This is a genomic window from Enterobacter cloacae complex sp. ECL411, from assembly GCF_021869665.1.
GTDB classification, from domain to species: domain Bacteria; phylum Pseudomonadota; class Gammaproteobacteria; order Enterobacterales; family Enterobacteriaceae; genus Enterobacter; species Enterobacter intestinihominis.
The window spans coordinates 2,499,873-2,525,046 of sequence record NZ_CP091486.1; the positions used below are offsets into that span (position 1 = coordinate 2,499,873).

Consider the following 25,174-nt stretch of genomic DNA (forward strand, 5'->3'; position numbering starts at 1 on the left):
CGTGCGCCCAGTCACGGCACGTGAGCGAGAAATATCGTGACACAAGGGGCTGTGAGTGGGCTATAATTTCGAGCTAATTTCGAATGATTTTGAAATACTGCCTGTAACGCTATGAATTACAAGGCAAAATAAGCAATGAATATAAGGATTAAAGCTATGGGTTTTCTTTCCGGTAAGCGCATTCTGGTAACTGGCGTTGCCAGCAAACTGTCCATCGCATACGGCATCGCACAGGCTATGCATCGCGAAGGCGCTGAGCTGGCGTTCACCTACCAGAACGACAAGCTGAAAGGCCGTGTTGAAGAATTTGCCGCGCAGCTGGGTTCCAGCATTGTTCTGGAATGTGACGTTGCACAAGACGAAAGCATTGATGGCATGTTTGCTGAACTGGCTAAAGCATGGCCGAAATTCGACGGTTTCGTTCACTCCATCGGCTTCGCTCCGGGCGACCAGCTGGACGGCGATTACGTGAACGCGGTTACCCGTGATGGCTTCAAAATCGCCCATGACATCAGCTCCTACAGCTTCGTTGCGATGGCAAAATCCTGCCGCGCGATGCTGAACCCGGGCGCCGCCCTGCTGACCCTGTCCTACCTGGGCGCAGAACGCGCTATTCCTAACTACAACGTTATGGGTCTGGCGAAAGCGTCTCTGGAAGCCAACGTGCGCTATATGGCGAACGCAATGGGTCCTGAAGGCGTGCGTGTTAACGCAATTTCTGCGGGTCCAATCCGTACTCTGGCCGCTTCCGGTATCAAAGATTTCCGTAAAATGCTGGCACATTGCGAAGCGGTTACCCCGATTCGTCGTACCGTTACCATCGAAGATGTGGGTAACTCTGCGGCATTCCTGTGCTCTGACCTTTCCGCAGGTATCTCCGGCGAAGTGGTTCACGTGGACGGCGGCTTCAACATCGCTGCCATGAACGAGCTGGAAATCAAATAAGTCTGTTACTCTCTTCCCGCCTGGGAAGAGAGTTTTCTCCCCTCCCCGCACTTCGTTATTCCGTTCTGCTATTTGTTATCACCTAACAATATTTTTCCCCTCATCCGCCTTACGCCAGGATATTGATCGCCATTTTGAGATCAAGGAACGCCCATGGAACAACGCCGTTTTTCCGGCAAAGGCCACTGGTATCACGAAACCCAGTCGAATCATTCGCAGACGGACGTTCTGCCGCTGGTGCCTGAAGCCGCTAACGTCGACGATCGTTTTTTGCTCGATTTAGCCCTGCCTGACGACATTGCCGCAAGCTGTTGTGGGTGGCTTACGCCAGCCCGAACCTTGTGCCGCCTCTTATTCCCGCTCGATACTCCCGTAAACCGTCTGCACACGCTTAGCGCCTACGACAGACTGAGCACGGCGTTGACGGTTTCCCAGGTGTGTGGCGTCCAGCGGCTCTGTAACCACTACGCGGCGCTCCTCGCCCCCCTTCCGGGCCCCGACTCTTCCCGGGAAAGCAATCGACGCCTTGCAGAAATCACTCAGTATGCCCGCCAGCTGGCGAGCTCTCCGGACGTCATTGACGATAAAGCGCAAACTCAGCTTGATGAGGTGGGACTGACAACGTATGACATTGTGCTTATCAACCAGATCATCGGCTTTACTGGTTTTCAGGCGCGGGCGGTTGCAGTGTTTCAGGCGCTGCTTGGCCATCCGGTACGCTGGCTACCGGGACACCACATTCAGCCCCATACACTACCGCTGAGCTTTACCCGATGGACAGCCACCCAGCCCGTAGTCGAACTAAAATATGCCAGTGCGGTTCAACTTGAGGCGCTCTCACGCTGGCAGGCCGAACCTGCGCTTTCAGCGCTCACGCCGGTTCTCTGTCATGAGCCGATGCTGCTGAATCTGACGGGCGAGATACTGGTTAACCACCCACAAAGCGAAGCCCAGCCATCTGCATCGCTCTCAGCCGCCCATGCGCTGCTGCTTACGTCTCCCGATCGTTTTAGCGCCGCCCAGTTAACGCCTCTCACGGAGGCCGGTATCCCGCCGGGCAAGGCAATTAACCTGTTAACCCACGGCGCTTTTAATGGCTGGCTGGACCGTCTTCGCGTGGCGCTTGGCAAAGAGGAATAACCACACGCTTTACCTAAAGAGCGCTTGCTGTAGCAGTGAGAATCGCGTAAAACTGTCAGCCGCTCAATGGCTACGAAAATAGAACATTATGTTTCAGGACAACCCGCTGCTAGCGCAGCTTAAACAGCAACTACATTCCCAGACGCCCCGTGCAGAAGGGGTCGTAAAAGCCACGGAAAAGGGCTTTGGCTTTCTTGAAGTTGACGGACAGAAGAGCTACTTCATTCCGCCTCCTCAGATGAAGAAAGTGATGCATGGCGACCGCATTTCGGCCGTTATTCATACCGAAAAGGAACGAGAGTCTGCCGAGCCGGAAGCACTGATCGAACCTTTCCTGACCCGCTTTGTCGGGAAAGTGCATAAAAAAGATGATCGTCTTTCTATCGTACCGGATCATCCTCTCCTGAAAGATGCCATCCCTTGCCGCGCCGCGCGTGGCGTTGAGCATGACTTTGTCGAGGGTGACTGGGCGGTTGCCGAAATGCGCCGTCATCCTTTAAAAGGCGATCGCGGTTTCTACGCCGAGCTGACCCAGTTCATCACCTTTGGCGACGACCATTTCGTCCCATGGTGGGTGACGCTGGCGCGCCACAACCTCGAAAAAGAAGCGCCGGATGGCGTAGCGACCAAAATGCAGGACGAAGGTCTTGAGCGTCGCGATCTGACAGCGCTGGACTTTGTCACCATCGACAGCGCCAGCACCGAGGATATGGACGATGCGCTGTATGCCGAAGAGGCAGCGGATGGCAAAATGCATCTGACCGTTGCCATCGCCGACCCTACCGCATGGATTGTCGAAGGCAGCAAGCTGGACGAAATGGCCAAAGTGCGTTCGTTCACCAACTACCTGCCGGGCTTCAACATCCCGATGCTGCCGCGCGAGCTTTCCGACGATCTCTGCTCCCTGCGTCCCCATGAAGTGCGTCCGGTACTGGCCTGCCGCATGACCATCGCGGCTGACGGTACCATTGAAGAAGATATCGAATTCTTCGCCGCCACCATCGAATCCAAAGCCAAACTGGCTTATGACAACGTGTCCGACTGGCTGGAAAATACCGGCAGCTGGAAGCCTGAATCCGATAATATCGCTGCGCAAATTCGTCTGCTGCATCGCGTCTGCCAGAGCCGCAGTGAGTGGCGCCAGACCCACGCCCTGGTATTTAAGGACCGCCCGGACTACCGCTTTGTGCTGGGGGAAAAAGGCGAAGTGCTCAACATCGTCGCCGAGCCACGCCGTATTGCCAACCGTATCGTTGAAGAAGCGATGATCTCCGCCAACATTTGCGCCGCACGCGTGCTGCGCGACAAGTTAGGCTTTGGCATTTACAACGTGCACACCGGCTTTGACCCGGCTAACACCGAAGCGCTGGCCGCCCTGCTCAAAACCCATGACGTCCACGTCGATCCGGAAGAGGTGCTGACCCTGCCAGGCTTCTGCAAGCTGCGCCGCGAGCTGGACGCACAGCCGTCAGGTTTCCTTGACAGCCGCATTCGCCGCTTCCAGTCCTTTGCGGAAATCAGCACGGAGCCAGGCCCGCACTTCGGTCTCGGTCTTGAGGCTTACGCCACCTGGACCTCCCCGATCCGTAAGTACGGCGACATGGTTAACCATCGTCTGCTGAAAGCGATCATCAAAGTGGAATCTGTTGCCCGGCCACAGGATGAGACTACGTTGCAGATGGCAGAGCGTCGCCGTCTGAACCGTATGGCGGAGCGTGATGTAGGCGACTGGTTGTACGCGCGTTTCCTGAATGATAAGGCAGGGACTGACACCCGTTTCCCGGCTGAAATCATTGACATCAGCCGCGGCGGTATGCGCGTGCGTCTGGTGGATAATGGCGCCGTTGCCTTTATTCCTGCCCCGTTCCTGCATGCCGTTCGCGACGAACTGGTTTGTAGCCAGGAAAACGGGACCGTGCAAATTAAAGGCGAAACGGTTTACAAAGTCACTGACGTGATTGATGTAAACATCGCTGAAGTCCGCATGGAAACCCGCAGCATTATCGCGCGCCCTGTCGCCTGATAACCGCGTAGACTCCCGGCCGTTCCGTTCAGGGATGGCCGGGAGTTCTCCCCAGTATTATCTCTCGCAAAATCATCGTTTTTTCTCACACTTTTCTGTTTCCTACCGCCACATTTCGCCAGAATTATCTACAGTAAAAAGAGCCGTCATAGTCGACTGCAAATGAATAATTTGTGCGCTACTCAGCAGCCGCGGGAGAAAACGGGATGGACGATCTGGAGCAGAATTTGCTGTTTCGTTACATGGGTACGCATAGCCCCTGGTGGCGACTAACAGCAGACAGCAATGCTCTGCATCTTGCTGCCAGTGAAAGCGCTGAAATCGTTCAGGTGGTTGCGCTGGACGATGAGCAGGCCGCTCTGATTCGCCAGCTCACCGTTATCACGTCCAGCATTGCCATGACCCTTCCCTTGTATGGTGTGGACGTTCCCGTCCATCTTGTCGGTCGTAAAATTAACAAAAATGAGTGGGCGGGAACGGCATCAGCATGGAACGACACGCCTTCCGTGGCGCGCGATCTGGCGCAGGGACTCTCCTTCGCCGAACAGGTGGTGTCCGAAGCTAACTCCGTAATTGTCATCCTCGACCAGAACGGGAATATTCAGCGCTTCAACCGTTTAAGTGAAGAATATACGGGCCTGAAGGAACAGGAAGTCATCGGGCAAAACGTGTTTAAACTGTTCATGAGCCGCAGCGAAGCCGCGGCCTCAAAACGCAACATCACCGGTTTTTTTCGTAACGGCAGCTCCTACGAAGTCGAACGCTGGATCAAGACCCGCAAGGGGCAACGCCTGTTTCTCTTCAGAAATAAATTCGTTCACAGCGGCAGCGGGAAAAATGAAATTTTCCTCATCTGTTCAGGTACCGACATCACGGAAGAGCGCCGGGCCCAGGAGCGCCTGCGCGTTCTCGCCAATACGGATACGATTACCGGTTTGCCTAACCGAAATGCCATCCATGAGCTGATCTCCGACGCCATCACCTCCCGGGGTGAAACGCAGGTGGGCGTGGTTTATCTCGATCTGGATAACTTTAAAAAAGTGAACGATGCCTATGGGCATATGTTTGGCGACCAGCTGCTACAGGCCGTTGCGCTGGCGATCCTGAGTTGCCTGGACGACGGACAAACCCTGGCGCGCCTGGGTGGGGATGAGTTTATCGTGATGGCCACCGATACCTCGCAGGGCGCGCTGGAAGCTATGGCGTCGCGCATTCTGACCCGACTGCGGCAGCCTTTCCGCATCGGGCAGATAGAGGTTTACACTGGCTGCTCGCTTGGTATCGCGCTTGCGCCCCAGCACGGTAACGATCGGGAAAGCGTCATTCGCAATGCCGACACCGCCATGTACACCGCCAAGGAAAATGGCCGGGGTAAATTCTGCGTCTTCTCGCCAGAGATGAACCAGCGCGTATTTGAATATCTGTGGCTGGATACCAACCTGCGTAAAGCGCTGGATAACGATCAGCTGTTAATTCATTACCAGCCAAAAATGACCTGGCGCGGCGAAGTCAGAAGTCTGGAGGCGCTGGTGCGCTGGCAGTCACCAGAGCGTGGCCTGATCCCGCCGATGGAATTTATCTCCTATGCGGAAGAGTCAGGGCTGATAGTGCCCCTTGGCCGCTGGGTTATGCTCGATGTGGTGCGCCAGGTGGCAAAATGGCGCGACAAAGGGATCAACCTGCGCGTTGCGGTCAACGTCTCCGCCCGTCAGCTGGCGGACCAGACCATCTTCAGTGACCTGAAGCAGGCGCTGAAAGACCTGAATTTTGAATACTGCCCGATTGACGTGGAATTGACCGAAAGCTGTCTCATCGAAAATGAAGAGCTGGCCCTGTCAGTGATCCAGCAATTTAGCCGCCTGGGGGCGCAAATTCACCTTGATGACTTTGGTACGGGGTACTCTTCCCTGTCGCAGCTGGCGCGCTTCCCTATCGACGCCATCAAGCTTGACCAGTCCTTCGTCCGGGATATCCATAAGCAGTCCATTTCACAGTCGCTCGTGCGCGCGATAGTCGCCGTGGCACAGGCGTTGAATCTGCAGGTCATTGCTGAAGGGGTGGAGAGTGCAAAAGAAGACGCCTTTCTGACGAAGAATGGCGTCAACGAACGGCAGGGTTTTCTTTTTGCTAAGCCCATGCCCGCAGCCGCATTCGAGCGATGGCTAAAGCGCTATCAGGCCAGGAATGTCCGTTAGCTGGCTTTGCGTAAGCCCGTCGCCTGATGGCGATTTTGCAGCATAACCAGCCGCTCCATGTAGGCGATATCCTTCGGTTCAAGACAGAAGGCGGCATCCACCCAATCCTCGGTAATGTCCATCAACTCGCTTCGCGGAAGTGGCAGAACACGCGTACGCGCGCGCAGCATGGCCCTTACGCCATTCAGCTTCGGCTGTAGCGTGTCGATAAACGTCCGTACCGAAACATAGCTCTGTAACGGCTCGAATAAGAGATCCACAAGACCGTGCTGTTCATACCATTCCGCCGTATGCGACTCACCTTTATAGATCAGCGCCTCTGCCATTTTCATGCCGGCACGACGCGCCACCAGTGAATAACCGCCCATGCCAGGGAACAGATTGAACGCGATTTCCGGAAAGCCTAATCGGGCATCGCGCTGGGCCAGAATGAAATGATGCGCCAGCGCGGCTTCAAACCCGCCCCCTAACGCGCTTCCTTCCACCATCGCCAGCGTGACAGCACCGGTATCGAACCCTCGTGAGGCGGCATGAACGCAGTCCACACAGGCCCGGGCATAGGCGCGTAACGCTTCGCGTCGGTTGTTTTTGATGCACTCAACGAAGAATTGTAAATCACCGCCGGTATTGTAGATGTCAGGGACCAGCGATCCGGTGACCCAAAAATCAACGACATATCCGGACTGGCGAACCAGCCAGGAGAGATTCATGATCTCCTCGATCAGCGCATGATTGAAGCAAGGCCGTGGCGTGGCACGTAACATCATCCACACCGTGCGCCGTTCGGCCTCATAATAAGCCGCCAGTTGAGTGAATCGTTCAGCATCAGTAAACAGTGTGCAGGTTGTCTGGTTGATAACTGTCATAGTCGAATTCCTCTTATAAAAAAGCGCGTTGCGCGCAGTTTTAGACTAATCCACCCCTACAACCCGCAGCATACGGGGGTTAAATTTGTCACTTTCATTTATGAACTTTGGTTATTGCATTTTTTACCTTCTCTTTTGAATCAATTTTCTGCATCATTGATAATATTAACTTTTCGCTTCAGGGTGAGCTTATGTCTAACATTGATGCAACAGCCGTGGCACAGCGTATTGATACTGTGCTGGATATTCTTGTCGCGGGCGATTATCACTCTGCTATCCGTAATCTTGAGATCCTCAAGTCTGAACTGCTGGCTGAGAACGGCACTGATAACGCATCAGAATCCACTCAACCAAAAGCCCCGTGGGAAGTGTAACCACGTCGTTTTCGCCCTTGCCTTTTAAATGGATGCTATGAATTCCCGACAACAAATCATTTTGCAGATGGTGATCGATCAGGGACGCGTAAGCGTAGTCGATCTCGCTAAAGCTACCGGCGTTTCTGAAGTCACCATTCGTCAGGATCTGAATCTTCTGGAAAAACAGAGCTACCTGCGGCGTGCGCACGGATATGCCGTTCCACTGGACAGCGACGACGTTGAAACCCGCATGATGAACAATTTTGCGCTCAAGCGGGAACTGGCGGAGTTTGCTGCATCCTTAGTGAATAACGGTGAGACCGTCTTTATTGAAAATGGCAGCAGTAACGCCCTTCTGGCGCGCACGCTTGCCGATCAAAAAGACGTTACCATCATTACCGTAAGCAGCTATATCGCCCATCTGTTGAAGGAAACTCGCTGCGAGGTCATTCTGCTGGGCGGCATTTACCAGAAGAAAAGCGAAAGCATGGTGGGGCCATTAACGCGTCAATATGTTCAGCAGGTTCACTTCAGTAAGGCATTCATTGGCATTGACGGCTGGCAGCCCGACACCGGTTTTACCGGTCGCGACATGATGCGTTCAGACGTGGTGAACGCCGTACTCGCCAAAGAGTGTGAAGCGATTGTGCTGACCGATAGCTCTAAGTTTGGCGCCGTACACCCTTATACGATGGGTCCGGCTTCGCGCTTCAGCCGTGTGATCACGGATGAGCGTTTACGCGATGAATATCGCCAGCAATTAGAACAAGACGGCCTGACTGTCGATATTGTGAAAAAACGGCCTGATTATCCTGCTGCGCCCGAATAATGGGCGCACTTAAACCTTTCTCTGAGAGTATTCCGACCCTTCCTTTAAGAGTTTTTACCTGTTGAAACTGTTCTAAACACGTAAAATTAATTTTAGCGATATAACAGGAAGTGACTATCACCTGCGTGATGATGTAACGCCTGCGCGACCAGCTTTCACGGGAACAGAATTTAAGTATGGATATTGTCTATACTTAAAGTGCATTCCTTTCCGTGAATCGATAATTCAGGAGAAAGTATTATGACCTTTACCAGCAAAAAATTAGCCGCCGCTGTTCTGGCAATCACTGTAGCAATGTCTCTGAGCGCTTGCTCTAACTGGTCTAAACGTGACCGTAACACCGCGATTGGTGCCGGTGCTGGTGCGCTTGGTGGTGCAGTATTAACGGATGGTAGTACGCTGGGTACATTAGGTGGTGCTGCCGTAGGTGGTATTATCGGTCACCAGGTGGGCAAATAATCACCATAACGGCTCTCACCGGTATAATAATATATTTTGTATTTTCAGGTCTGACTTACGCACGTAAAAAAAAGAGCCACGGCAATGTCCGTGGCTCATTTATTTTAACCGCCCGCCAGTTTGACTTTCATACCTTTGGCTTCCAGGAGCGTTTTAATTAAATCCCGTTTATCGCCCTGAATCTCAATTATGCCGTCTTTTAGTGCCCCACCGCATCCGCATTTCTTTTTAAGCTCAGCGGCGAGCTTTACCAGCTCTGCATCATCCAGATCAATGCCGGTGACAAGGCAAACGCCTTTCCCTTTTCTGCCACTGGTCTGGCGCTGAATACGCACGATTCCATCGCCTTTCGGACGTTCAGCTTTCTCTTTTGGCTCTTCAATGCGCCCGGTATCTGTTGAATAGACCAGACGAGTGTTGGCATCACGCATTATGCCCCCCCTTTTTCAGTGATGCATTAATCGCTTTCAGAGTCTCTGCCGGATGAGCGGATTGCGTCACCGGGCGACCAATTACCATATAGTCTACCCCCGCGCTCAGCGCCTGCTCTGGCGTCATGATGCGTCGCTGATCCCCTGACTCGCTGCCTGCCGGACGGATACCTGGCGTCACCAGTTTAAATTCGCGGCCTAACTCAGATTTGAAGCGAACCGCCTCCTGAGCTGAACAGACCACGCCATCAAGCCCACACTGTTGCGTGAGGCGCGCCAGACGCTCCGCATGTTCGGCAGGTGACAACGTCACACCCAGGTCACGAAGGTCAGATTCATCCATACTGGTCAGCACGGTGACGGCGATAAGAAGCGGAGCGTCATTGCCAAACGGCACCAGCGCTTCGCGCGCAGCCGTCATCATACGTGCCCCACCGGAGGCATGAACGTTAACCATCCACACACCCAGTTCAGCCGCCGCAGCAACGGCGTGGGCAGTGGTATTCGGAATATCGTGGAATTTCAGGTCGAGGAAAACGTCGAAACCACGCTGGTGCAGATCGCGGACGATTTGCGGACCGAACAGCGTAAACATCTCTTTGCCTACTTTAAGACGGCAATCCCGGGGATCAATACCATCAACAAAGGCCAGTGCGGCGTCACGGTTATTGTAATCCAGAGCAACAACTACAGGAGAATCGGTAACTACGCGGGAAGTGGAGGAAGTAACAGACGTCATGACCAGCCCTTTTCGTCTATGGGCGCGCAGCGGCGCGGAACAGATAAACGGCGTGCATTCTACCTGCCCTCGGGGTAAATGAACAGAATCGAATGCTTTTCCTGCTGAACCACAGACCGCACGGTGCTGAAAGAAATAATGCACACTTTAGTATGTTGTAACTAAAATGGAGTGTTTTAAAAAATCACTGCCCGTCCAGACCACGAATTGGCTTGATGGTGGACCAGGCCCGGCAGGAAGGGCAATGCCAGTAGAGCGAATAGGCGGTGAAGCCGCATTTCTGGCAGCGATAGCGCGGCTTGCTCCGCACCTGTTCACCGACCATGTCTCGCAGCACCATCAGGCTCTCTTTAGCGCGCCCTTCTTCTGCATCGTTAAGATGATAATCCATCAGCTTGTGGAAGACGCGCATCGTCGGATGGCGCTGCAACTGACGGGTAATGTATACCTGGGCGGTATCACTCCCTTCGTGCTCTTCGACGACATCCGACAGCATCAGCTCGGCTGTGGCACCGGTGTTTTCTTCAACACAGCGGCGCAGGAATGCAACCCACTCGTCCTGCTTACCTAACTGCTGATAGCAGGTTTGCAGCATTTCCAGTGTTTCGCTGACCAGCTCTTTGTCCTGATCGATAACGCGAAGCAGGCTTTCCACGGCTTTGGCGTAATCACCATTAGCCATAAAGACCCGCCCCATCATTATCGAGATGCGGGCGCTGTTGCGATCGGCCGCGGCGCCTTTTTTTAGCAATGCCATGGCCTTATCCATGTCATCGCTACCCATTTGCTGAAGGGCCAGCTCGCAGTAAAAATGGGCAATTTCGATGCGCTGTTTGTCTTTGCCGAGTTTGACCAGCCGTTCGGCGGTATCAATCGCTTTTTGCCAGTCGCTGGTTGCCTGGTAGATTTGCAGAAGTTGCTGAAGCGCACCGATACGGAAATCGGTCTCATCCACCAGCTGAGAGAACATATCTTCTGCGCGATCGTACAGGCCCGCCGCCATGTAATCTCTGCCCAACTGCTGCACGGCCAGCAACCGTTGCTCATAGGTCAACGATGCGCTTTCCATCAGGGTCTGGTGGATACGGATGGCACGGTCAACCTCTCCGCGCGAGCGGAACAGGTTTCCCAGGGTGAGATGCGCCTCTACGGTGCCGGTATCCTCTTTGAGCATGTCGAGGAACAGATCGACCGCTTTATCCTGCTGATTGCTCAGCAGGAAGTTCACCCCCGCAACGTAGTCACGGGAGAGTCGGTTTGCTTCATCCTGTTTTGTTTGTTGCGCGCTTCTGCGGCCCATATACCAGCCATAGGCTGCGGCGACAGGCAAAAGCAGAAACAACAACTCCAGCATATTCGATTATTCCTTGACTACCGGCACACCAGAGCTCGCCGGAATGTCAGTCGCAGGCGTAAGTTGATGTTCAAGTCGTTTAATTTTACGTTCAGCGCGAACAAGGGAAACACGAACCTTAAGCCAGAACAGGCCACATACAAGCCAGCCGATGACAAAACCCGCTGCGAATAACACAGCCAGCAGGCTCGACACCCGGTACTCGCCCTGCGCCAGCAGATAGTTGAAACTTACCTGTTGATCGTTTTGCGCGCCCAATGTGACTGAAATGACAAAAATCGCCAACACCAGTAAGAAAATGAGTAAATATTTCACATGACTTCCCGTTATGTGGTTCGAGCGTATAAAGCGTGTTCAACTCACGGCAATCAGCCTTATAAGCTACCATTTTAGTGGCGGGCGCGAAACGGAAAAAGTAATGCGCCCTTCATGGATTTATGGTCAAAATGCGGAATATCAAGCTTCAGGTTCCGCCTGACTCCCTTTCGGCTATTTCTTCCTTCTCTTCCTGCGGTGGCGTCAGAGGCCCACAAAAACGTTGTGCAAGCCAGGTCGCCAGCGTAACCAGTACCCACGAAATCAGCGTAGCCACCACCAAATCACGCGGCCAGTGCATCCCCAGCAGCATCCGGCTGCCCATTACGCCTGTCGCCCAGACCAGCAAAATCGCAATCGTGAGGGTACGTCGACGTGGCCAAAGCAGCCCCACGCCGAGTAGCGCCCAGCTGGCAGCAAACATCGTATGTCCTGAAGGAAACGCAAAGCCGGTCTCTTTTTGCCAGTGTTTGCGTAAAAATGTCGGGATATCCTGCTGTTCCGCAAGCTGTTCTTTCACCAACGCCCCGCGATCCTTACGCTTTAAAGTGTAGAACTCATCTACCGGAATATGGTGCGTTTTTTCCAGCCAGATAACAAAGGGACGGGGTTCCTGCACGCGATCTTTCACCCACGACTTCACCCCCTGCCCGACAAGAATGGCGCCTCCGAGAATGGCAAATAATACCAGCGCCGCGCGAAGACGAAAGCGCAGGCACCACAGGAACCAGGCACAGAGCAGCACGTGCGTTATAATCCCCCAAGGCTGGGTGACCGTCTCAGTTATCCAGTATAAGGCTTTCAGCCACGTCTCGTTTTGTCCGGGCTTCCACATCCAGCCGGAGAACCAAACGATCAGGGGTATAACAAGCAATACGGCGGCGCCTGCGGCCGTGCGTCTGGCAATTGAAAGCATGTCCTCTCCTTTTTCACTAAGCACCACAATCATAACTGAATTTCCACCTTCTGGTGGATATGTCGGATCGTGCGTTTAACGTCCGTATAGCGTGGTGGTGATTAGGTGAAGTAGCCGGGCTTGTGGCAAAATAGTCCAATACAGAAAGCAAAATGGGGCAAAGGCACGAAACGTGTCAGCCTGGTATGGAGAATCACATGCAGCTTAAACGTGTGGCAGAAGCCAAACTGCCAACCCCATGGGGCGATTTCCTGATGGTGGGTTTTGAAGAACTGGCAACCGGACAAGATCACGTCGCCCTGGTATACGGTGACATTTCGGGGCAGACGCCGGTACTGTCCCGCGTTCATTCTGAGTGTCTGACCGGTGACGCGCTCTTCAGCCTGCGCTGTGACTGCGGTTTCCAGCTCGAAGCCGCTCTTTCTCATATCGCAGAGGAAGGACGTGGCGTGCTGCTGTATCACCGCCAGGAAGGACGCAATATCGGTCTGCTGAATAAAATCCGCGCCTACGCGTTGCAGGATCAGGGCTATGATACCGTCGAAGCAAACCATCAGCTCGGCTTTGCTGCTGACGAGCGCGATTTCACCCTCTGCGCAGATATGTTCAAGCTGCTGGGCGTGGACGAAGTGCGTCTGTTGACCAATAACCCGAAAAAAGTGGAGATCCTCACTGAAGCGGGCATCAATATCGTTGAACGCGTGCCGCTGATTGTTGGCCGCAATCCGAAAAACGCGCACTACCTCGATACCAAAGCTGCAAAGATGGGGCACCTGCTGAGCGAGTAAACGCAAAACGCCCGGCACTTCTGCCGGGCGAGATTATCAGTCCAGCATTTTACGAATCACATAATGTAAAATGCCGTCATTCTGGTAATAGGTTAGCTCTGTTGCCGTATCAATACGACACCGACAATCCAGCACTTCTGTTGTACCATCTGCCCGCGTTAACTTCACCGGAACGGTTTTACCCGGTTGCAGATTTTGCAGACCGCTGATATCAATCTGCTCTTCCCCGGTCAGACCCAGCGTTTTACGCGTTATGCCCTGCGGGAACTCCAGCGGCAGGATCCCCATCCCGATCAGGTTTGAGCGGTGGATACGTTCAAAGGATTCGGCAATCACCACGCGAACCCCGAGCAGACGTGGACCTTTAGCCGCCCAGTCGCGACTGGAACCAGAGCCGTACTCTTTACCGGCAATAACGGCCAGCGGCGTACCCTCCTGCTGATACTTCATGGCTGCGTCATAAATTGAAATGACCTCTGTATCTGGCAGGTGGCGCGTCATGCCCCCTTCCACGCCCGGGACCATTTCATTACGAATGCGGATGTTGGCAAATGTCCCGCGCATCATCACTTCGTGGTTACCACGGCGCGAACCGTAGGAGTTAAAATCGCGACGTTCCACGCCACGGCTTTGCAGATACCGACCTGCCGGACTGTCCGCTTTGATGCTCCCCGCTGGTGAGATATGGTCAGTGGTGACGGAATCGCCCAGCATCGCCAGAATGCGCGCGCCGTGAATGTCTTTCAGCGGTGCAGGCTCCGCCAGCATCTCATCGAAGAAGGGCGACAGGCGAATATAGGTGGAATCATCCTGCCAGTCATAGGTATCGGAACCCACCACGTCGATCGCTTTCCATTCCGCTGTACCTTCGAACACTTCCGCATACTCTTTGCGGAACATCTCAGTGGAAACTTTCTCTACCGCGCGCGCAATTTCACGCGATGATGGCCAGATGTCTTTCAGATAGACAGGTTCATTTTTGCGATCGTGACCAATCGGATCGGTCGCCAGGTTAATGTTCATGTTTCCGGCCAGAGCATAGGCTACAACCAGCGGCGGCGAGGCCAGCCAGTTGGTTTTCACCAGCGGATGAATACGCCCCTCAAAGTTTCGGTTACCGGAAAGTACCGCGCCAACGGTCAAATCACCCTGCTTGATCGCCACTTCAATAGGCTCAGGCAGTGGACCAGAGTTACCGATGCAGGTCGTACAGCCGTAGCCCACCAGGTTAAAGCCCAACTCGTCGAGGTACGGCGTGAGTCTGGCCTGCGCCAGGTAATCGGAAACCACTTTCGAACCAGGCGCCAGGGACGCCTTAACCCACGGCTGTGGCTTGAGTCCCAGTTCTACCGCTTTTTTTGCCAGCAGCCCGGCAGCCATTAACACACTCGGGTTGGACGTGTTGGTACAGGAGGTGATAGCGGCGATCACCACGGCGCCGTCAGGGAGCTGATACTGATGCCCGTTCAGAACATAGTCCACAGGACGGTGATCTTTTTGCGCGGCGTTAACCTCCAGCTCATTGCTGGCGGCAAAGGCTTTCGGAACGTTGCTCAGGGCGACGCGGTCCTGCGGTCGTTTCGGCCCTGCGAGGCTTGCCTCAACGGTGCCCATATCCAGTTCCAGCGTGCTGGTAAATACCGGCTCGTCACCCGGGTTACGCCACATGCCCTGCGCTTTGGTGTAGGCCTCTACGAGCGCCACCTGCTCCTCGCTGCGACCACTGAGGCGCATATACTCCAGCGTAACGCTATCAATCGGGAAAAAGCCGCAGGTCGCACCATATTCCGGCGCCATGTTGGCGATGGTGGCCCGGTCCGCCAGCGGCAGTGAATCCAGACCATCACCATAAAATTCAACGAATTTACCCACCACGCCATGCTTACGCAGCATCTGGGTGACCGTCAGAACCAGATCCGTGGCGGTAATGCCTTCGGACAATTTACCGGTCAACTTAAAGCCCACCACATCGGGAATGAGCATCGATACCGGCTGGCCGAGCATGGCCGCTTCCGCTTCAATACCACCGACGCCCCAGCCCAGAACGCCAAGGCCGTTAATCATGGTCGTGTGTGAATCGGTGCCCACCAGCGTATCCGGGTAAGCCACCCACTCTTTATCCTGCAATTCACTCCAGACGGCTTTGCCGAGATATTCCAGGTTGACCTGGTGACAAATGCCGGTACCCGGTGGAACAACGCTGAAACGGCTGAACGCCTGCTGACCCCATTTGAGGAAGACATAGCGTTCATGGTTACGTTCCATCTCCAGACGGACGTTTTCACCGAAAGCATCGTCGTCGCCGAAGTGATCGACGGTGACGGAGTGGTCGATGACGAGGTCTACCGGTGAGAGCGGGTTCACCTTAGCCGTATCGCCCCCGAGACGCTTAACAGCTTCACGCATGGCGGCCAAGTCCACAACCGCCGGCACGCCGGTGAAATCCTGCATCAATACCCTGGCCGGGCGGTAGGCAATTTCTTTGTCTGCGTGAGCATTTTTCAGCCACCCTGCCAGAGCCTGGATATCCTCCTCGGTAACCGAGTCGCCATCTTGCCAGCGCAAGAGGTTTTCCAGTAGTACTTTCAACGACTTGGGTAACCGCGAAATGTCCCCAAGCGTCCTGGCAGCCAGCGGTAAGCTGTAGTAGCGCCAGGTTTTATTTTCCGCCTGTAATGTGTCCTTACTGGCTTCGCGTAGGGTTAACGACATAAGCTCCTCCTTAAAAACAGGGATGTCCTGACAATCATCAGGGCTGTAATTAAAGATAACACAAAGATGTCGTAACGTTTTGATAACAACCCAAATTGATAAATTTAGGAATGGTCCAACGCGAGGGATTAAACAAAAAACCCCGCCGTGGCGAGGTTTTACGATTTAGTGTAAGGCCAGCCAGAGGAGCTGACACCAGAAGAGGATCGACGTTGAGAATACGCCGAGCCATGACCAGTATTTTACGGTTGTCATGTTATTCATCATAGGGACACCAGACTTTAATTATTTAAGGATGCGAGGTCTGCCCTCGTTCTATATTGCTGATGTGTATTTATTAAGGAGTACAAAAGTGCACAGTCTTTATTCAGACTATTTGCATCATTACGCAAAAATCAAAATTATTGTTTTTTGGGTTCGTCTTCTGCGAACACATCAATAAAGGCCTGCTGCTGTGGCGTCAGTTGCCAGGAGGCTGGCACGCTGGTTGCTGGCGCCTTACGCGCTTTGTGAGCATTGTCACGAAGCTGACACATCTCTTTTCTCGCGTCAGTACGCACCGTCATGACCATATTCAACCCCAATATTTCCAGACGAGAAGAGCAACAACCACCCAGAACAGGGCAGAGCCGAGAAAGACCGCCAGCCAGGCTTTACGCTTAAGCGCGGGATCCCTTTGCGGTTCTTCACTTCCTGACGGCATTGCTAACCTCATACAATCGATATCGCTTATCATTTAGAGACCAAACAATTGGCACAAGTAATCATCTGATGAGATAAATCCTAAAGAAACTTTAGCCGAAAAGCCAGTGAATTTACGAATCTGAGCCTGGGAAAATTCAATCTTTTGACCAGAAATAAATAATTGAAAAGAATAATTTGCACACCTGTAAATTAGTTTCTACTTTTGTCGCAAATTTGCGACAGTAAAACCCTATTCATCAAATGGGTTATGACGATATATGACAGTAGGCGCAGATGAGGTTAATTCTAATTTAGATTTAAAGGGGGAAACCGGTATCTTTCCAGAAGAGAAAGATACCGGGTGTAATTATTTGGCAGGAAGTTTGATGTCTTTAAACATCTCTTCGATGTCTTCATTGGAGCGTAATGCCACGGCGGTGTCGACCACGTCACGCGTTAAATGCGGTGCGAAGCGCTGAATAAAATCATACATATAGCTGCGAAGGAACGTGCTGCGACGAAAACCTATCTTGGTGGTGCTGTGGCTGAAGATATCATGCGCGTCCAGACGCACCAGATCCGGGTCTGATACAGGATCCACCGCCATGCTGGCAATAACGCCTACGCCCAGACCCAGACGCACGTACGTTTTAATGACGTCCGCATCCGTTGCAGTGAAGACGATCCGTGGCGTTAATCCGGCGCGGTTAAAGGCGGTGTCTAGCTCAGAACGGCCCGTAAATCCGAACGTATAGGTAACCAGCGGGTATTGCGCCAGCTCTTCGATTGTCACTTCGCCCTTCCCCGCCAGCGGATGATCGGGGGTCACGACAATAGAGCGGTTCCAGTGGTAGCACGGGAGCATGACCAGATCATCGTACAGATGAAGAGCTTCCGTCGCGATGGCAAAATCGGCATTGCCTTTAGACACGGCCTCTGCGATTTGCGTCGGTGAGCCCTGATGCATATGCAGGGAAACGCGGGGATAGCGTTCGATGAAACCTTTGATCACCCCGGGAAGCGCATAACGCGCCTGCGTGTGCGTGGTGGCAATATAAAGGGAGCCTTTATCCGGCCAGGTATGTTCCCCGGCGACGGATTTAATGGCGTCGACTTTGGAAAGCACTTCTCGTGCGATGCGAATGATTTCCTGCCCTGCCGGCGTGACCTGGGTCAGGTGCTTACCGCTGCGGGCAAATATCTGAATACCTAATTCATCCTCCAGCATACGCACCTGCTTACTGATGCCAGGCTGCGAGGTATAAAGACCTTCTGCGGTGGAAGAGACATTGAGGTTATGATTGACGACCTCAACGATATAGCGAAGCTGCTGTAATTTCATGCCAGACCATCCGATTTAGCGCATGCGTCAATCGCTTAATACGATTTGATAATAAGAAACGGGTTAACTATAACCACTATATCATTTATAGCCAGGCTGTATAGTACGGAACAAAAAATAATAACAACGTAATAAAAAAGGGCCGGAAGTCCGGCCCTTTCAAAGGTAAGTTACGGTAAGTGAAGATTATTTTTTACCTTCAACCCATTTCCCGTCGACAAAGAAGGCTGACCAACCGGTCGCTTTACCCTCTTTCTCTGCCGCCACGTACTGCTGCTTCGTTTTACGGCTGAAGCGCACCACGGTTTTATTGCCTTCCGGATCCTGCTGTGGCGCATCGGCCAGGTAACGCAGTTTCTCCGGCAGACGGTCGCGGAAGCGGTACAGCTCTTCTACCAGCGGCGCACGGGTTTCGCGCGATTTCGGGAAGGTGTTGGCCGCCAGGAATACCCCAGCAGCGCCGTCACGCAGCACGAAATACGCATCTGACTTCTCGCACGGCAGCTCAGGAAGCGGAACCGGATCTTCCTTCGGCGGCGCAACTTCACCGTTACGCAGGATCTTACGCGTGTTTTTACAGTCGTCGTTGGTACATGCCATGTACTTACCGAAGCGTCCCATTTTCAGGTGCATTTCGGAACCACATTTCTCACACTCAACGATCGGACCGTCATAGCCCTTAATGCGGAACTCACCTTCTTCGATCTCATAACCGTCGCAGGTTGGGTTATTACCGCAAACGTGCAGTTTACGTTTTGGATCGATCAGGTAGCTGTCCATCGCCGTGCCGCATTTCTTACAGCGGCGCTTGGCGCGCAGTGCGTTGGTCTCCGCATCGTCACCTTCCAGCACGTTGAGAACTTCGTTCTCCGGCACGAGGTTGATAGTGGTTTTGCAACGCTCTTTCGGCGACAGCGCATAACCAGAACAGCCGAGGAACACGCCCGTGGTTGCGGTACGGATCCCCATTTTACGGCCACAGGTTGGGCAGTCGATGCTGGTCAGTACCATCTGGTTAGGCAGCATGCCGCCCTCTTCAGGATCTTTCTCAGCTTTCTCAAGCTGGTTGGTAAAATCGCTGAAGAAGCTGTCGAGAACTTTCTTCCACTCGGCCTTATGGCTGGCAACCTCATCGAGACTGTCCTCCATCTGCGCGGTGAAGTCATAGTTCATCAACTCACGGAAGTTAGCTTCCAGACGGTCGGTAACAATCTCACCCATTTTTTCAGCATAGAAACGACGGTTCTCAACGCGAACGTATCCACGATCCTGAATGGTCGAAATGATTGACGCATAGGTAGACGGGCGACCGATGCCGCGTTTTTCCAGCTCTTTTACCAGCGACGCTTCGCTGAAACGCGCAGGCGGCTTGGTGAAGTGCTGAGCCGGTACCAGATCAACCAGCGACAGCTCGTCGCCTTTGTTGACGGAAGGCAGCGTTCTGTCTTCATCACCTTTACGCAGCGCAGGCATCACTTTTGTCCAGCCGTCGAAACGCAGAATGCGGCCGCGCGCTTTCAGGCGGAAATCACCCGCGCCAACGGTCAGCGTAGTGGAGTCGTATTTCGCTGGCGTCATCTGGCAGGCCACGAACTGGCGCCAGATCAGCTGATACAGCTTCTGGGCGTCCGCTTCCATATCTTTAAGAGATTCCGCCAGAACGGAAACGTCAGAAGGACGGATCGCTTCGTGCGCTTCCTGAGAATTCTCTTTGCTGGCGTACTGATTAGGACTGTCCGGCAGGTATTTCTTACCGAAGTTGTCCTCGATATAGCCACGCACCATGCTGACAGCGTCCTGGCTCAGGTTGGTGGAGTCAGTACGCATGTAGGTGATGTAACCCGCTTCATACAAACGCTGGGCCATCATCATGGTTTTCTTCACGCCGTAACCCAGACGCGTACTTGCCGCCTGCTGAAGCGTTGACGTGATAAACGGTGCGCCAGGCTTGCTGCTGGTCGGTTTGTCTTCACGATCCAGCACCTGATAACGCGCTTTTTCCAGCAGCGCTACGGCGGCCATGGTCTGATCGCGATTTTCAGGACGGAACGGTTTGTCGTTGTGGTGGCTCACCTGCAACGGCAGCGCATCGCCGCCCGGCGTGGTGACATTCGCATCCACTTCCCAGAACTCTTCCGGGACAAACGCTTTGATCTCGCGTTCACGTTCGACAACAAGACGAACAGCCACAGACTGCACACGTCCCGCAGACAGGCCGCGAGCGACCTTTTTCCACAGCAACGGCGAAACCATGTAGCCTACAACGCGGTCCATAAAGCGACGCGCCTGCTGAGCGTTAACACGGTCGATATTCAGTTCACCCGGCTTTTCAAACGCCTGACGAATCGCATTCTTTGTAATTTCGTTAAACACTACACGGCTGTAGCGTTTGTCATCACCCCCAATCACTTCCCGCAGGTGCCATGCGATGGCCTCCCCTTCGCGGTCAAGGTCGGTTGCGAGATAAATGTGGTCTGCTTTTTCAGCAAGCTGTTTCAGCTCGTTAACGACTTTTTCTTTGCCTGGCAGCACTTCGTATTGTGCATCCCAGTTGTGCCATGGGTTAACACCCATGCGGTTGACAAGCGCGCTACGTTCATCCTTTTTAGGCTTTTTAGCCCCTTTGGTGGAGGTAGAGTCTGCGCTCTTTTTGCTGGCTGAGCCACTTGTCGGCAAATCGCGAATGTGACCAACGCTGGACTTAACCACGTAGTCATTGCCCAGATATTTATTGATCGTTTTGGCTTTTGCCGGGGACTCAACGATGACGAGAGCTTTACCCATATTCACCTTTACCTAATTTAATTCTTCCAGGAATACGCCGCACGTTGATTTCCCTTCCGCTGACGACGAGCCATTGATATTGCGACGTCGTCAGGGGATATCAACCCCTTTGTCTTACCGAACGTCAGTATGGCGACATCCAGGTCATTGAGTTTTCGGGTATTTTTCTCACATCAAAGTTCATTCGTGACGAATTCCCGGTCGAATGTCAAGCAATTCTGTTGCCAGAATGACGAAAGCGCACACTGTACCTGATAAAATTCGTTACGCAACTTTATTAGCATGCAAAAGCAAATCCCGCCAGCCAGCCCCTGTTCCTTATACCCGCGGATAGCAGGGAAAATTTGCCCCCGAAGCGACCCAGGCGTAGACTATTGTCACTGTTTAAGGAGTGGAATATGCAGAATACGACCCAACCCATTGACCGAGCTTCACTGCTTATCGAAGCAAACAAACTCATTCGCGACCATGAAGACACCCTGGCGGGGATTGAAGCGACTGGCGTGGAACAACGTAATGGCGTGCTGGTGTTCAGCGGTGAATACTTCCTTGATGAACAAGGGTTACCAACCCCGAAAAGCACCGCCGTGTTTAACATGTTTAAATACCTGGCGCATACCCTCTCAGAGAAGTACCACCTGGTCGATTAAAACGAAAACGCGAGGCATCTGCCTCGCGTTTTTCTTTACAGCAGCGGCTTTTGTCCGCGCTGCAACCAGCGTAGCAGCAGGCGATCCGCGCTTTCTGCCGCACTATTGGTTAAACGGTCGAGCAGGCGCTTACGTCGGGTGAAGCGCACCCCCACCAGCTCACGGCCTTCCATCAGGTTGAGCAGGAGGTCGTCGCTGGTACCCACTTCATCCACCAGCCCTTTCTCCTGCGCCTGCGTGCCGTACCAGTGTTCGCCCGTAGCCACCTGCTCAATGTCCAGCGTTGGGCGCATGCGGTGCACGAAATCCTTGAACAGATGGTGGGTTTCGTTCAGATCTTCCCGGAACTTCTGCCGTCCCTCTTCGGTATTTTCGCCGAGCAGCGTCAGCGTACGTTTGTACTGACCCGCCGTATGCAATTCGATGTCGATCTCTTTATTTTTCAGGAAACGATTGAAGTTAGGGATCTGCGCAACCACCCCAATCGAGCCGATAATGGAGAACGGTGCTGCGACGATTTTATCCGCCACGCACGCCATCATATAGCCGCCACTCGCCGCGACCTTATCTACCGCCACGGTGAGCGGGATCTGTTTATCCCGCAGACGTTGTAACTGCGAAGCCGCCAGTCCATACCCATGCACTACGCCGCCCGGGCTTTCAAGGCGTACCACCACCTGATCCTGGGCTGTCGCCACGGCCAGCACCGCTGTCACTTCCTCACGCAGAGAGGAGACTTCATGCGCATCCATGCTACCTTTAAAATCGAGCACATAGACGCGCGGTTTTGCGTCAGCCTGTGGCGTGGCGAGCTTAGCTTTCGCCTTCGCGGCTTTGGCGTCCTGCTTATGTTTTTTCTTCTGGGCTTTTAGCCACAGCTTCTGTTGATGATCGTCAAGCAGCGCCAGAGACATCTCTTCCCGCATCTCTTTATACTGCTCGCTCAGGCGGGTAATGCGTAACTCACCACGCTGACGCTTACGCTGCGTCAGGTTGACAATCAGGACGGCAATCACCGCGACAGCAATAACCACCGTCGCGATTTTGGCCAAAAACAACCCATACTGAGAAAGTAATTCCACGCGTTCCACCTTGATTTAACCACGAATCTTTCACGCCAGTGTACAACAGCCCTGCGCAGGCGTCTCGCTCTGGACATTAGCTCTGCGAGGCGGCTTCAGGAATCCCACGTTTCTGGTTTAAATCTTTGCAAATTGTTAATTTCCCAGCGTTCTGTCCTGTAGACTGATTGAATTCTGACGCGGTTTCGGGCATAAAGCCGAAAAGTCATAAATAAAGGTGCAAGTCACGCCCAATGCGCCTGAGGAGCCACCGTGCATTATCAGCCACAAAAAAACCTTCTACAGAACCGCATCATTCTGGTTACCGGTGCCAGCGACGGGATTGGTCGCGAAGCGGCGCTGACTTATTCTGAATACGGTGCGAGCCTTATTCTGCTGGGACGTAATGAAGAAAAGCTCAAAGCCGTTGCCCGTGAAATCGAAAACGCCGGCGGTACCCCCACGCCCTGGTATACGCTCGATCTGCTGACCTGTACGTCAGCGTCATGTCAGGCCCTTGCCCAGCGCATTAGTACGCATTATTCGCGTCTGGACGGCGTACTGCACAACGCGGGGTTACTGGGCGAAGTGCGCCCGATGGATGAACAGGATCCGGAGATTTGGCAGCAGGTGATGCAGGTTAACGTCAACGGGACGTTTTTCCTGACCCAGGCCTTGCTTCCTTTATTACTTAACTCAGATTCCGGTTCGCTGGTGTTTACCTCCTCCAGCGTGGGGCGTCAGGGTCGTGCGAACTGGGGGGCTTACGCCGCCTCAAAATTTGCCACCGAAGGAATGATGCAGGTGCTGGCCGAAGAGTATCAAAACCGCCATCTGCGGGTTAACTGTATTAACCCTGGCGGTACGCGCACTAAAATGCGTGCCAGCGCGTTCCCGACAGAAGATCCGCAAAAGCTTAAAACCCCGGCCGATATTATGCCTCTTTATCTGTGGCTGATGGGTGACGACAGCCGTCGTAAAACCGGAATGACATTCGATGCTCAGCCAGGCCGCAAACCGGGGATATCGCAATGAGTGAAGACCGTCATCAGCAGCGCCAGCAGCGTCTGAAAGAACAGGTTGATGCACGTGTGGCAGCCGCCCAGGACGAACGCGGGATCCTCATCGTGTTCACCGGCAACGGCAAAGGCAAAACCACCGCCGCATTCGGTACCGCCACCCGCGCAGTCGGGCACGGTCAGAAAGTGGGCGTGATCCAGTTTATCAAGGGTGAATGGCCCAACGGCGAGCGTAATCTGCTCGAACCGCATGGCGTTGAGTTTCAGGTGATGGCGACCGGTTTTACCTGGGATACCCAGAACCGGGAAACAGATACCGCAGCCTGCCTCGCCGTCTGGGAGCATGCCAAAAGAATGCTCTCTGACCCGTCGCTGAACATGGTGTTGCTGGATGAGATCACGTATATGGTGGCCTATGACTACCTGCCGCTGGAAGCCGTGCTGGAGGCCCTCAGGAACCGCCCTGCACACCAGACGGCGATCGTCACGGGGCGCGGGTGTCATCGGGACATTCTGGAGCTGGCCGATACCATCAGCGAGCTGCGTCCGGTTAAGCATGCGTTCGATGCGGGTATCAAAGCGCAAATAGGGATTGATTACTGAAGAAAAAAGCCCGGTATATTCACCGGGCTTTTAGATTAACCATTGTTATTACGGCTGCCAGAGCGGCGATTGCTGCTAACCTGGCTGTGACGTTTAACCGCACGGCGGATCTGGTTCGCCTTCATACGACGACGATCTTTCTCTACCGCCACTTTCGATGTGGTTTCTGGCGTCAGGCCAACCAGATCGCGCAGGTAGTTGGTTTGCGTCAGATCCAGCTCGGTATAGCCGCCACGTGGCAGGCCTTTCGGCAGCAGGATGTCGCCATAGCGGACACGAATCAAACGGCTTACCTGGACACCGACCGCTTCCCACAGACGACGCACCTCGCGGTTACGTCCCTCTGTAAGGGTAACGTTGTACCACTGGTTAATGCCTTCACCACCGGTAAACTTGATGGTTTTGAACGCCGCTGGGCCGTCTTCCAGCTGAACGCCACGCGACAGATCGCGCAGTTTGTTCTCATCAACCTGGCCGAAAACACGAACGGCGTATTCACGCTCCACTTCACGACTCGGGTGCATCAGGCGGTTTGCCAGTTCACCATCGGTGGTGAACAGCAGCAGGCCACAGGTATTCACGTCCAGACGCCCTACGGCAATCCAGCGGGCGCCACGCAGTTTTGGCAGACGGTCGAACACCGTCGGGCGGCCTTCCGGATCGTTGCGGGTACACAGTTCGCCTTCCGGCTTGTAGTAAGCCAGCACGCGGCAGATCTGTTCAGCGGACTCTTTCACGGAGATAAGATGGCCGTCAATGCGGATCTTCAGCCCCGGTACGATTTCAACGCGGTCACCGAGTGTGGCGATTTTACCGTCCACACTCACGCGACCTGCTTCAATAATGGCTTCGATTTCACGGCGCGAACCGTGGCCGGCACGCGCCAGCACTTTCTGTAACTTCTCGCTCATTGAGCTTCCTCAGGTGTCGCCTTCACAGGCGTCGAATCAGGTCAAAAACAGG

General features: G+C 53.7%; 25 protein-coding genes. 11 read left to right on the top strand and 14 right to left on the bottom strand.

All coding sequences use genetic code 11. From position 1 onward, the window contains the following. The first annotated feature begins 156 nt into the window (after positions 1–156). The 4 genes from fabI (at position 157) to pdeR (ending at position 6,303) form a co-directional block, all read left to right on the top strand. Positions 157–945 carry an enoyl-ACP reductase FabI gene (gene fabI / locus L3069_RS11895; protein WP_003856831.1) on the top strand — a complete coding sequence of 263 codons (789 nt, stop codon included), beginning with the start codon at positions 157–159 and terminating at the stop codon, positions 943–945. A 153-nt stretch (positions 946–1,098) separates the two neighbouring features. Then, entirely contained in the window at positions 1,099–2,085 is a 987-nt protein-coding gene (locus L3069_RS11900) for a CMD domain-containing protein (protein WP_038416156.1), read from the top strand. Positions 2,086–2,173: 88 nt separating this feature from the next. Next, on the top strand, positions 2,174–4,108 hold the full coding sequence (locus L3069_RS11905) for an exoribonuclease II (protein ID WP_038416157.1): 1,935 nt from the start codon (positions 2,174–2,176) through the stop codon (positions 4,106–4,108). A gap of 206 nt (positions 4,109–4,314) precedes the next feature. Beyond that, positions 4,315–6,303, top strand: a complete 1,989-nt coding sequence (gene pdeR, locus L3069_RS11910) for a cyclic di-GMP phosphodiesterase (RefSeq protein ID WP_100167836.1) — start codon at positions 4,315–4,317, stop codon at positions 6,301–6,303. Here pdeR and L3069_RS11915 read toward each other — a convergent pair. Next, positions 6,300–7,169, bottom strand: coding sequence for a crotonase/enoyl-CoA hydratase family protein (locus tag L3069_RS11915; RefSeq protein ID WP_022648314.1), 870 nt, complete (start codon positions 7,167–7,169; stop codon positions 6,300–6,302). The genes pdeR and L3069_RS11915 overlap by 4 nt on opposite strands. A 191-nt stretch (positions 7,170–7,360) precedes the next feature. Here L3069_RS11915 and L3069_RS11920 point away from each other — a divergent pair, with 191 nt between their 5' ends. The 3 genes from L3069_RS11920 (at position 7,361) to osmB (ending at position 8,813) form a co-directional block, all read left to right on the top strand. Continuing rightward, the gene (locus L3069_RS11920; RefSeq protein WP_022648315.1) at positions 7,361–7,543 is read left to right on the top strand and encodes a hypothetical protein; all 183 of its coding nucleotides are present in this window, start codon (positions 7,361–7,363) and stop codon (positions 7,541–7,543) included. A 37-nt stretch (positions 7,544–7,580) separates the two neighbouring features. Next, positions 7,581–8,354, top strand: coding sequence for a DNA-binding transcriptional regulator YciT (locus L3069_RS11925; RefSeq protein ID WP_038416159.1), 774 nt, complete (start codon positions 7,581–7,583; stop codon positions 8,352–8,354). A gap of 240 nt (positions 8,355–8,594) precedes the next feature. Further along, positions 8,595–8,813 (top strand): osmotically-inducible lipoprotein OsmB, encoded by a 219-nt coding sequence (osmB, locus tag L3069_RS11930; RefSeq protein WP_003856823.1) that lies wholly within the window; start codon positions 8,595–8,597, stop codon positions 8,811–8,813. A gap of 104 nt (positions 8,814–8,917) precedes the next feature. On the opposite strand, the gene yciH is transcribed toward osmB, so the two are convergent. From yciH to pgpB, 5 genes are all read right to left on the bottom strand, one after another. Further along, positions 8,918–9,244, bottom strand: coding sequence for a stress response translation initiation inhibitor YciH (gene yciH, locus L3069_RS11935; protein ID WP_038416160.1), 327 nt, complete (start codon positions 9,242–9,244; stop codon positions 8,918–8,920). Further along, positions 9,237–9,983: an orotidine-5'-phosphate decarboxylase gene (gene pyrF / locus L3069_RS11940; RefSeq protein WP_038416161.1), complete on the bottom strand. Its 747-nt coding sequence runs from the start codon at positions 9,981–9,983 to the stop codon at positions 9,237–9,239. Before pyrF ends, yciH begins: the two co-directional genes overlap by 8 nt. A 184-nt stretch (positions 9,984–10,167) precedes the next feature. Next, positions 10,168–11,337: a lipopolysaccharide assembly protein LapB gene (gene lapB, locus L3069_RS11945; RefSeq protein ID WP_038416162.1), complete on the bottom strand. Its 1,170-nt coding sequence runs from the start codon at positions 11,335–11,337 to the stop codon at positions 10,168–10,170. Positions 11,338–11,343: 6 nt separating this feature from the next. Beyond that, entirely contained in the window at positions 11,344–11,652 is a 309-nt protein-coding gene (locus L3069_RS11950; protein ID WP_006810839.1) for a LapA family protein, read from the bottom strand. 148 nt (positions 11,653–11,800) lie between these two features. Further along, positions 11,801–12,568 carry a phosphatidylglycerophosphatase B gene (pgpB, locus tag L3069_RS11955; protein ID WP_032622464.1) on the bottom strand — a complete coding sequence of 256 codons (768 nt, stop codon included), beginning with the start codon at positions 12,566–12,568 and terminating at the stop codon, positions 11,801–11,803. Between the two features lie 197 nt (positions 12,569–12,765). Between pgpB and ribA the strand changes: the two genes are divergently transcribed. After that, complete coding sequence (gene ribA, locus L3069_RS11960; protein WP_013096372.1) at positions 12,766–13,356, top strand: GTP cyclohydrolase II; 591 nt, start codon at positions 12,766–12,768, stop codon at positions 13,354–13,356. 36 nt (positions 13,357–13,392) lie between these two features. On the opposite strand, the gene acnA is transcribed toward ribA, so the two are convergent. The 6 genes from acnA to topA form a co-directional block, all read right to left on the bottom strand. Then, positions 13,393–16,068: an aconitate hydratase AcnA gene (gene acnA / locus L3069_RS11965; RefSeq protein ID WP_023306390.1), complete on the bottom strand. Its 2,676-nt coding sequence runs from the start codon at positions 16,066–16,068 to the stop codon at positions 13,393–13,395. Positions 16,069–16,233: 165 nt separating this feature from the next. Beyond that, a complete protein-coding gene (gene ymiC / locus L3069_RS11970) occupies positions 16,234–16,332 on the bottom strand; it encodes a small membrane protein YmiC (RefSeq protein ID WP_038417037.1) in 99 nt (32 codons plus the stop codon). A 137-nt stretch (positions 16,333–16,469) separates the two neighbouring features. Then, positions 16,470–16,634, bottom strand: a complete 165-nt coding sequence (locus tag L3069_RS11975) for a hypothetical protein (RefSeq protein ID WP_162181317.1) — start codon at positions 16,632–16,634, stop codon at positions 16,470–16,472. 8 nt (positions 16,635–16,642) lie between these two features. Continuing rightward, positions 16,643–16,783, bottom strand: a complete 141-nt coding sequence (locus L3069_RS11980; RefSeq protein WP_096168876.1) for a YmiA family putative membrane protein — start codon at positions 16,781–16,783, stop codon at positions 16,643–16,645. A gap of 336 nt (positions 16,784–17,119) precedes the next feature. Then, positions 17,120–18,094 (bottom strand): HTH-type transcriptional regulator CysB, encoded by a 975-nt coding sequence (gene cysB / locus L3069_RS11985; protein WP_006810844.1) that lies wholly within the window; start codon positions 18,092–18,094, stop codon positions 17,120–17,122. Positions 18,095–18,280: 186 nt separating this feature from the next. Next, complete coding sequence (gene topA / locus L3069_RS11990) at positions 18,281–20,878, bottom strand: type I DNA topoisomerase (RefSeq protein WP_022648322.1); 2,598 nt, start codon at positions 20,876–20,878, stop codon at positions 18,281–18,283. A 398-nt stretch (positions 20,879–21,276) separates the two neighbouring features. Between topA and L3069_RS11995 the strand changes: the two genes are divergently transcribed. Further along, entirely contained in the window at positions 21,277–21,528 is a 252-nt protein-coding gene (locus L3069_RS11995) for a YciN family protein (protein WP_003856804.1), read from the top strand. 35 nt (positions 21,529–21,563) lie between these two features. On the opposite strand, the gene sohB is transcribed toward L3069_RS11995, so the two are convergent. Next, on the bottom strand, positions 21,564–22,610 hold the full coding sequence (sohB, locus tag L3069_RS12000) for a protease SohB (protein WP_038416163.1): 1,047 nt from the start codon (positions 22,608–22,610) through the stop codon (positions 21,564–21,566). Positions 22,611–22,862: 252 nt separating this feature from the next. Between sohB and L3069_RS12005 the strand changes: the two genes are divergently transcribed. Continuing rightward, complete coding sequence (locus L3069_RS12005; protein WP_022648324.1) at positions 22,863–23,624, top strand: YciK family oxidoreductase; 762 nt, start codon at positions 22,863–22,865, stop codon at positions 23,622–23,624. Next, on the top strand, positions 23,621–24,211 hold the full coding sequence (cobO, locus tag L3069_RS12010) for a cob(I)yrinic acid a,c-diamide adenosyltransferase (RefSeq protein ID WP_023300262.1): 591 nt from the start codon (positions 23,621–23,623) through the stop codon (positions 24,209–24,211). Before L3069_RS12005 ends, cobO begins: the two co-directional genes overlap by 4 nt. 35 nt (positions 24,212–24,246) lie before the next feature. Here the strand turns inward: cobO and rluB are convergent, their stop codons facing one another. Further along, positions 24,247–25,122: a 23S rRNA pseudouridine(2605) synthase RluB gene (gene rluB / locus L3069_RS12015; RefSeq protein ID WP_003856794.1), complete on the bottom strand. Its 876-nt coding sequence runs from the start codon at positions 25,120–25,122 to the stop codon at positions 24,247–24,249. Positions 25,123–25,174 lie beyond the last annotated feature (52 nt).

Excerpts from the sequence above, each read along its gene's own strand:
- fabI (WP_003856831.1), top strand. The coding sequence starts at position 157 with ATGGGTTTTCTTTCCGGTAAGCGCATTCTGGTAACTGGCGTTGCCAGC.
- L3069_RS11900 (WP_038416156.1), top strand. The coding sequence starts at position 1,099 with ATGGAACAACGCCGTTTTTCCGGCAAAGGCCACTGGTATCACGAAACC.
- L3069_RS11905 (WP_038416157.1), top strand. The coding sequence starts at position 2,174 with ATGTTTCAGGACAACCCGCTGCTAGCGCAGCTTAAACAGCAACTACAT.
- pdeR (WP_100167836.1), top strand. The coding sequence starts at position 4,315 with ATGGACGATCTGGAGCAGAATTTGCTGTTTCGTTACATGGGTACGCAT.
- L3069_RS11915 (WP_022648314.1), bottom strand. The coding sequence starts at position 7,169 with ATGACAGTTATCAACCAGACAACCTGCACACTGTTTACTGATGCTGAA.
- L3069_RS11920 (WP_022648315.1), top strand. The coding sequence starts at position 7,361 with ATGTCTAACATTGATGCAACAGCCGTGGCACAGCGTATTGATACTGTG.
- L3069_RS11925 (WP_038416159.1), top strand. The coding sequence starts at position 7,581 with ATGAATTCCCGACAACAAATCATTTTGCAGATGGTGATCGATCAGGGA.
- osmB (WP_003856823.1), top strand. The coding sequence starts at position 8,595 with ATGACCTTTACCAGCAAAAAATTAGCCGCCGCTGTTCTGGCAATCACT.
- yciH (WP_038416160.1), bottom strand. The coding sequence starts at position 9,244 with ATGCGTGATGCCAACACTCGTCTGGTCTATTCAACAGATACCGGGCGC.
- pyrF (WP_038416161.1), bottom strand. The coding sequence starts at position 9,983 with ATGACGTCTGTTACTTCCTCCACTTCCCGCGTAGTTACCGATTCTCCT.
- lapB (WP_038416162.1), bottom strand. The coding sequence starts at position 11,337 with ATGCTGGAGTTGTTGTTTCTGCTTTTGCCTGTCGCCGCAGCCTATGGC.
- pgpB (WP_032622464.1), bottom strand. The coding sequence starts at position 12,568 with ATGCTTTCAATTGCCAGACGCACGGCCGCAGGCGCCGCCGTATTGCTT.
- ribA (WP_013096372.1), top strand. The coding sequence starts at position 12,766 with ATGCAGCTTAAACGTGTGGCAGAAGCCAAACTGCCAACCCCATGGGGC.
- acnA (WP_023306390.1), bottom strand. The coding sequence starts at position 16,068 with ATGTCGTTAACCCTACGCGAAGCCAGTAAGGACACATTACAGGCGGAA.
- ymiC (WP_038417037.1), bottom strand. The coding sequence starts at position 16,332 with ATGAATAACATGACAACCGTAAAATACTGGTCATGGCTCGGCGTATTC.
- L3069_RS11975 (WP_162181317.1), bottom strand. The coding sequence starts at position 16,634 with ATGACGGTGCGTACTGACGCGAGAAAAGAGATGTGTCAGCTTCGTGAC.
- L3069_RS11980 (WP_096168876.1), bottom strand. The coding sequence starts at position 16,783 with ATGAGGTTAGCAATGCCGTCAGGAAGTGAAGAACCGCAAAGGGATCCC.
- cysB (WP_006810844.1), bottom strand. The coding sequence starts at position 18,094 with ATGAAATTACAGCAGCTTCGCTATATCGTTGAGGTCGTCAATCATAAC.
- topA (WP_022648322.1), bottom strand. The coding sequence starts at position 20,878 with ATGGGTAAAGCTCTCGTCATCGTTGAGTCCCCGGCAAAAGCCAAAACG.
- L3069_RS11995 (WP_003856804.1), top strand. The coding sequence starts at position 21,277 with ATGCAGAATACGACCCAACCCATTGACCGAGCTTCACTGCTTATCGAA.
- cobO (WP_023300262.1), top strand. The coding sequence starts at position 23,621 with ATGAGTGAAGACCGTCATCAGCAGCGCCAGCAGCGTCTGAAAGAACAG.
- rluB (WP_003856794.1), bottom strand. The coding sequence starts at position 25,122 with ATGAGCGAGAAGTTACAGAAAGTGCTGGCGCGTGCCGGCCACGGTTCG.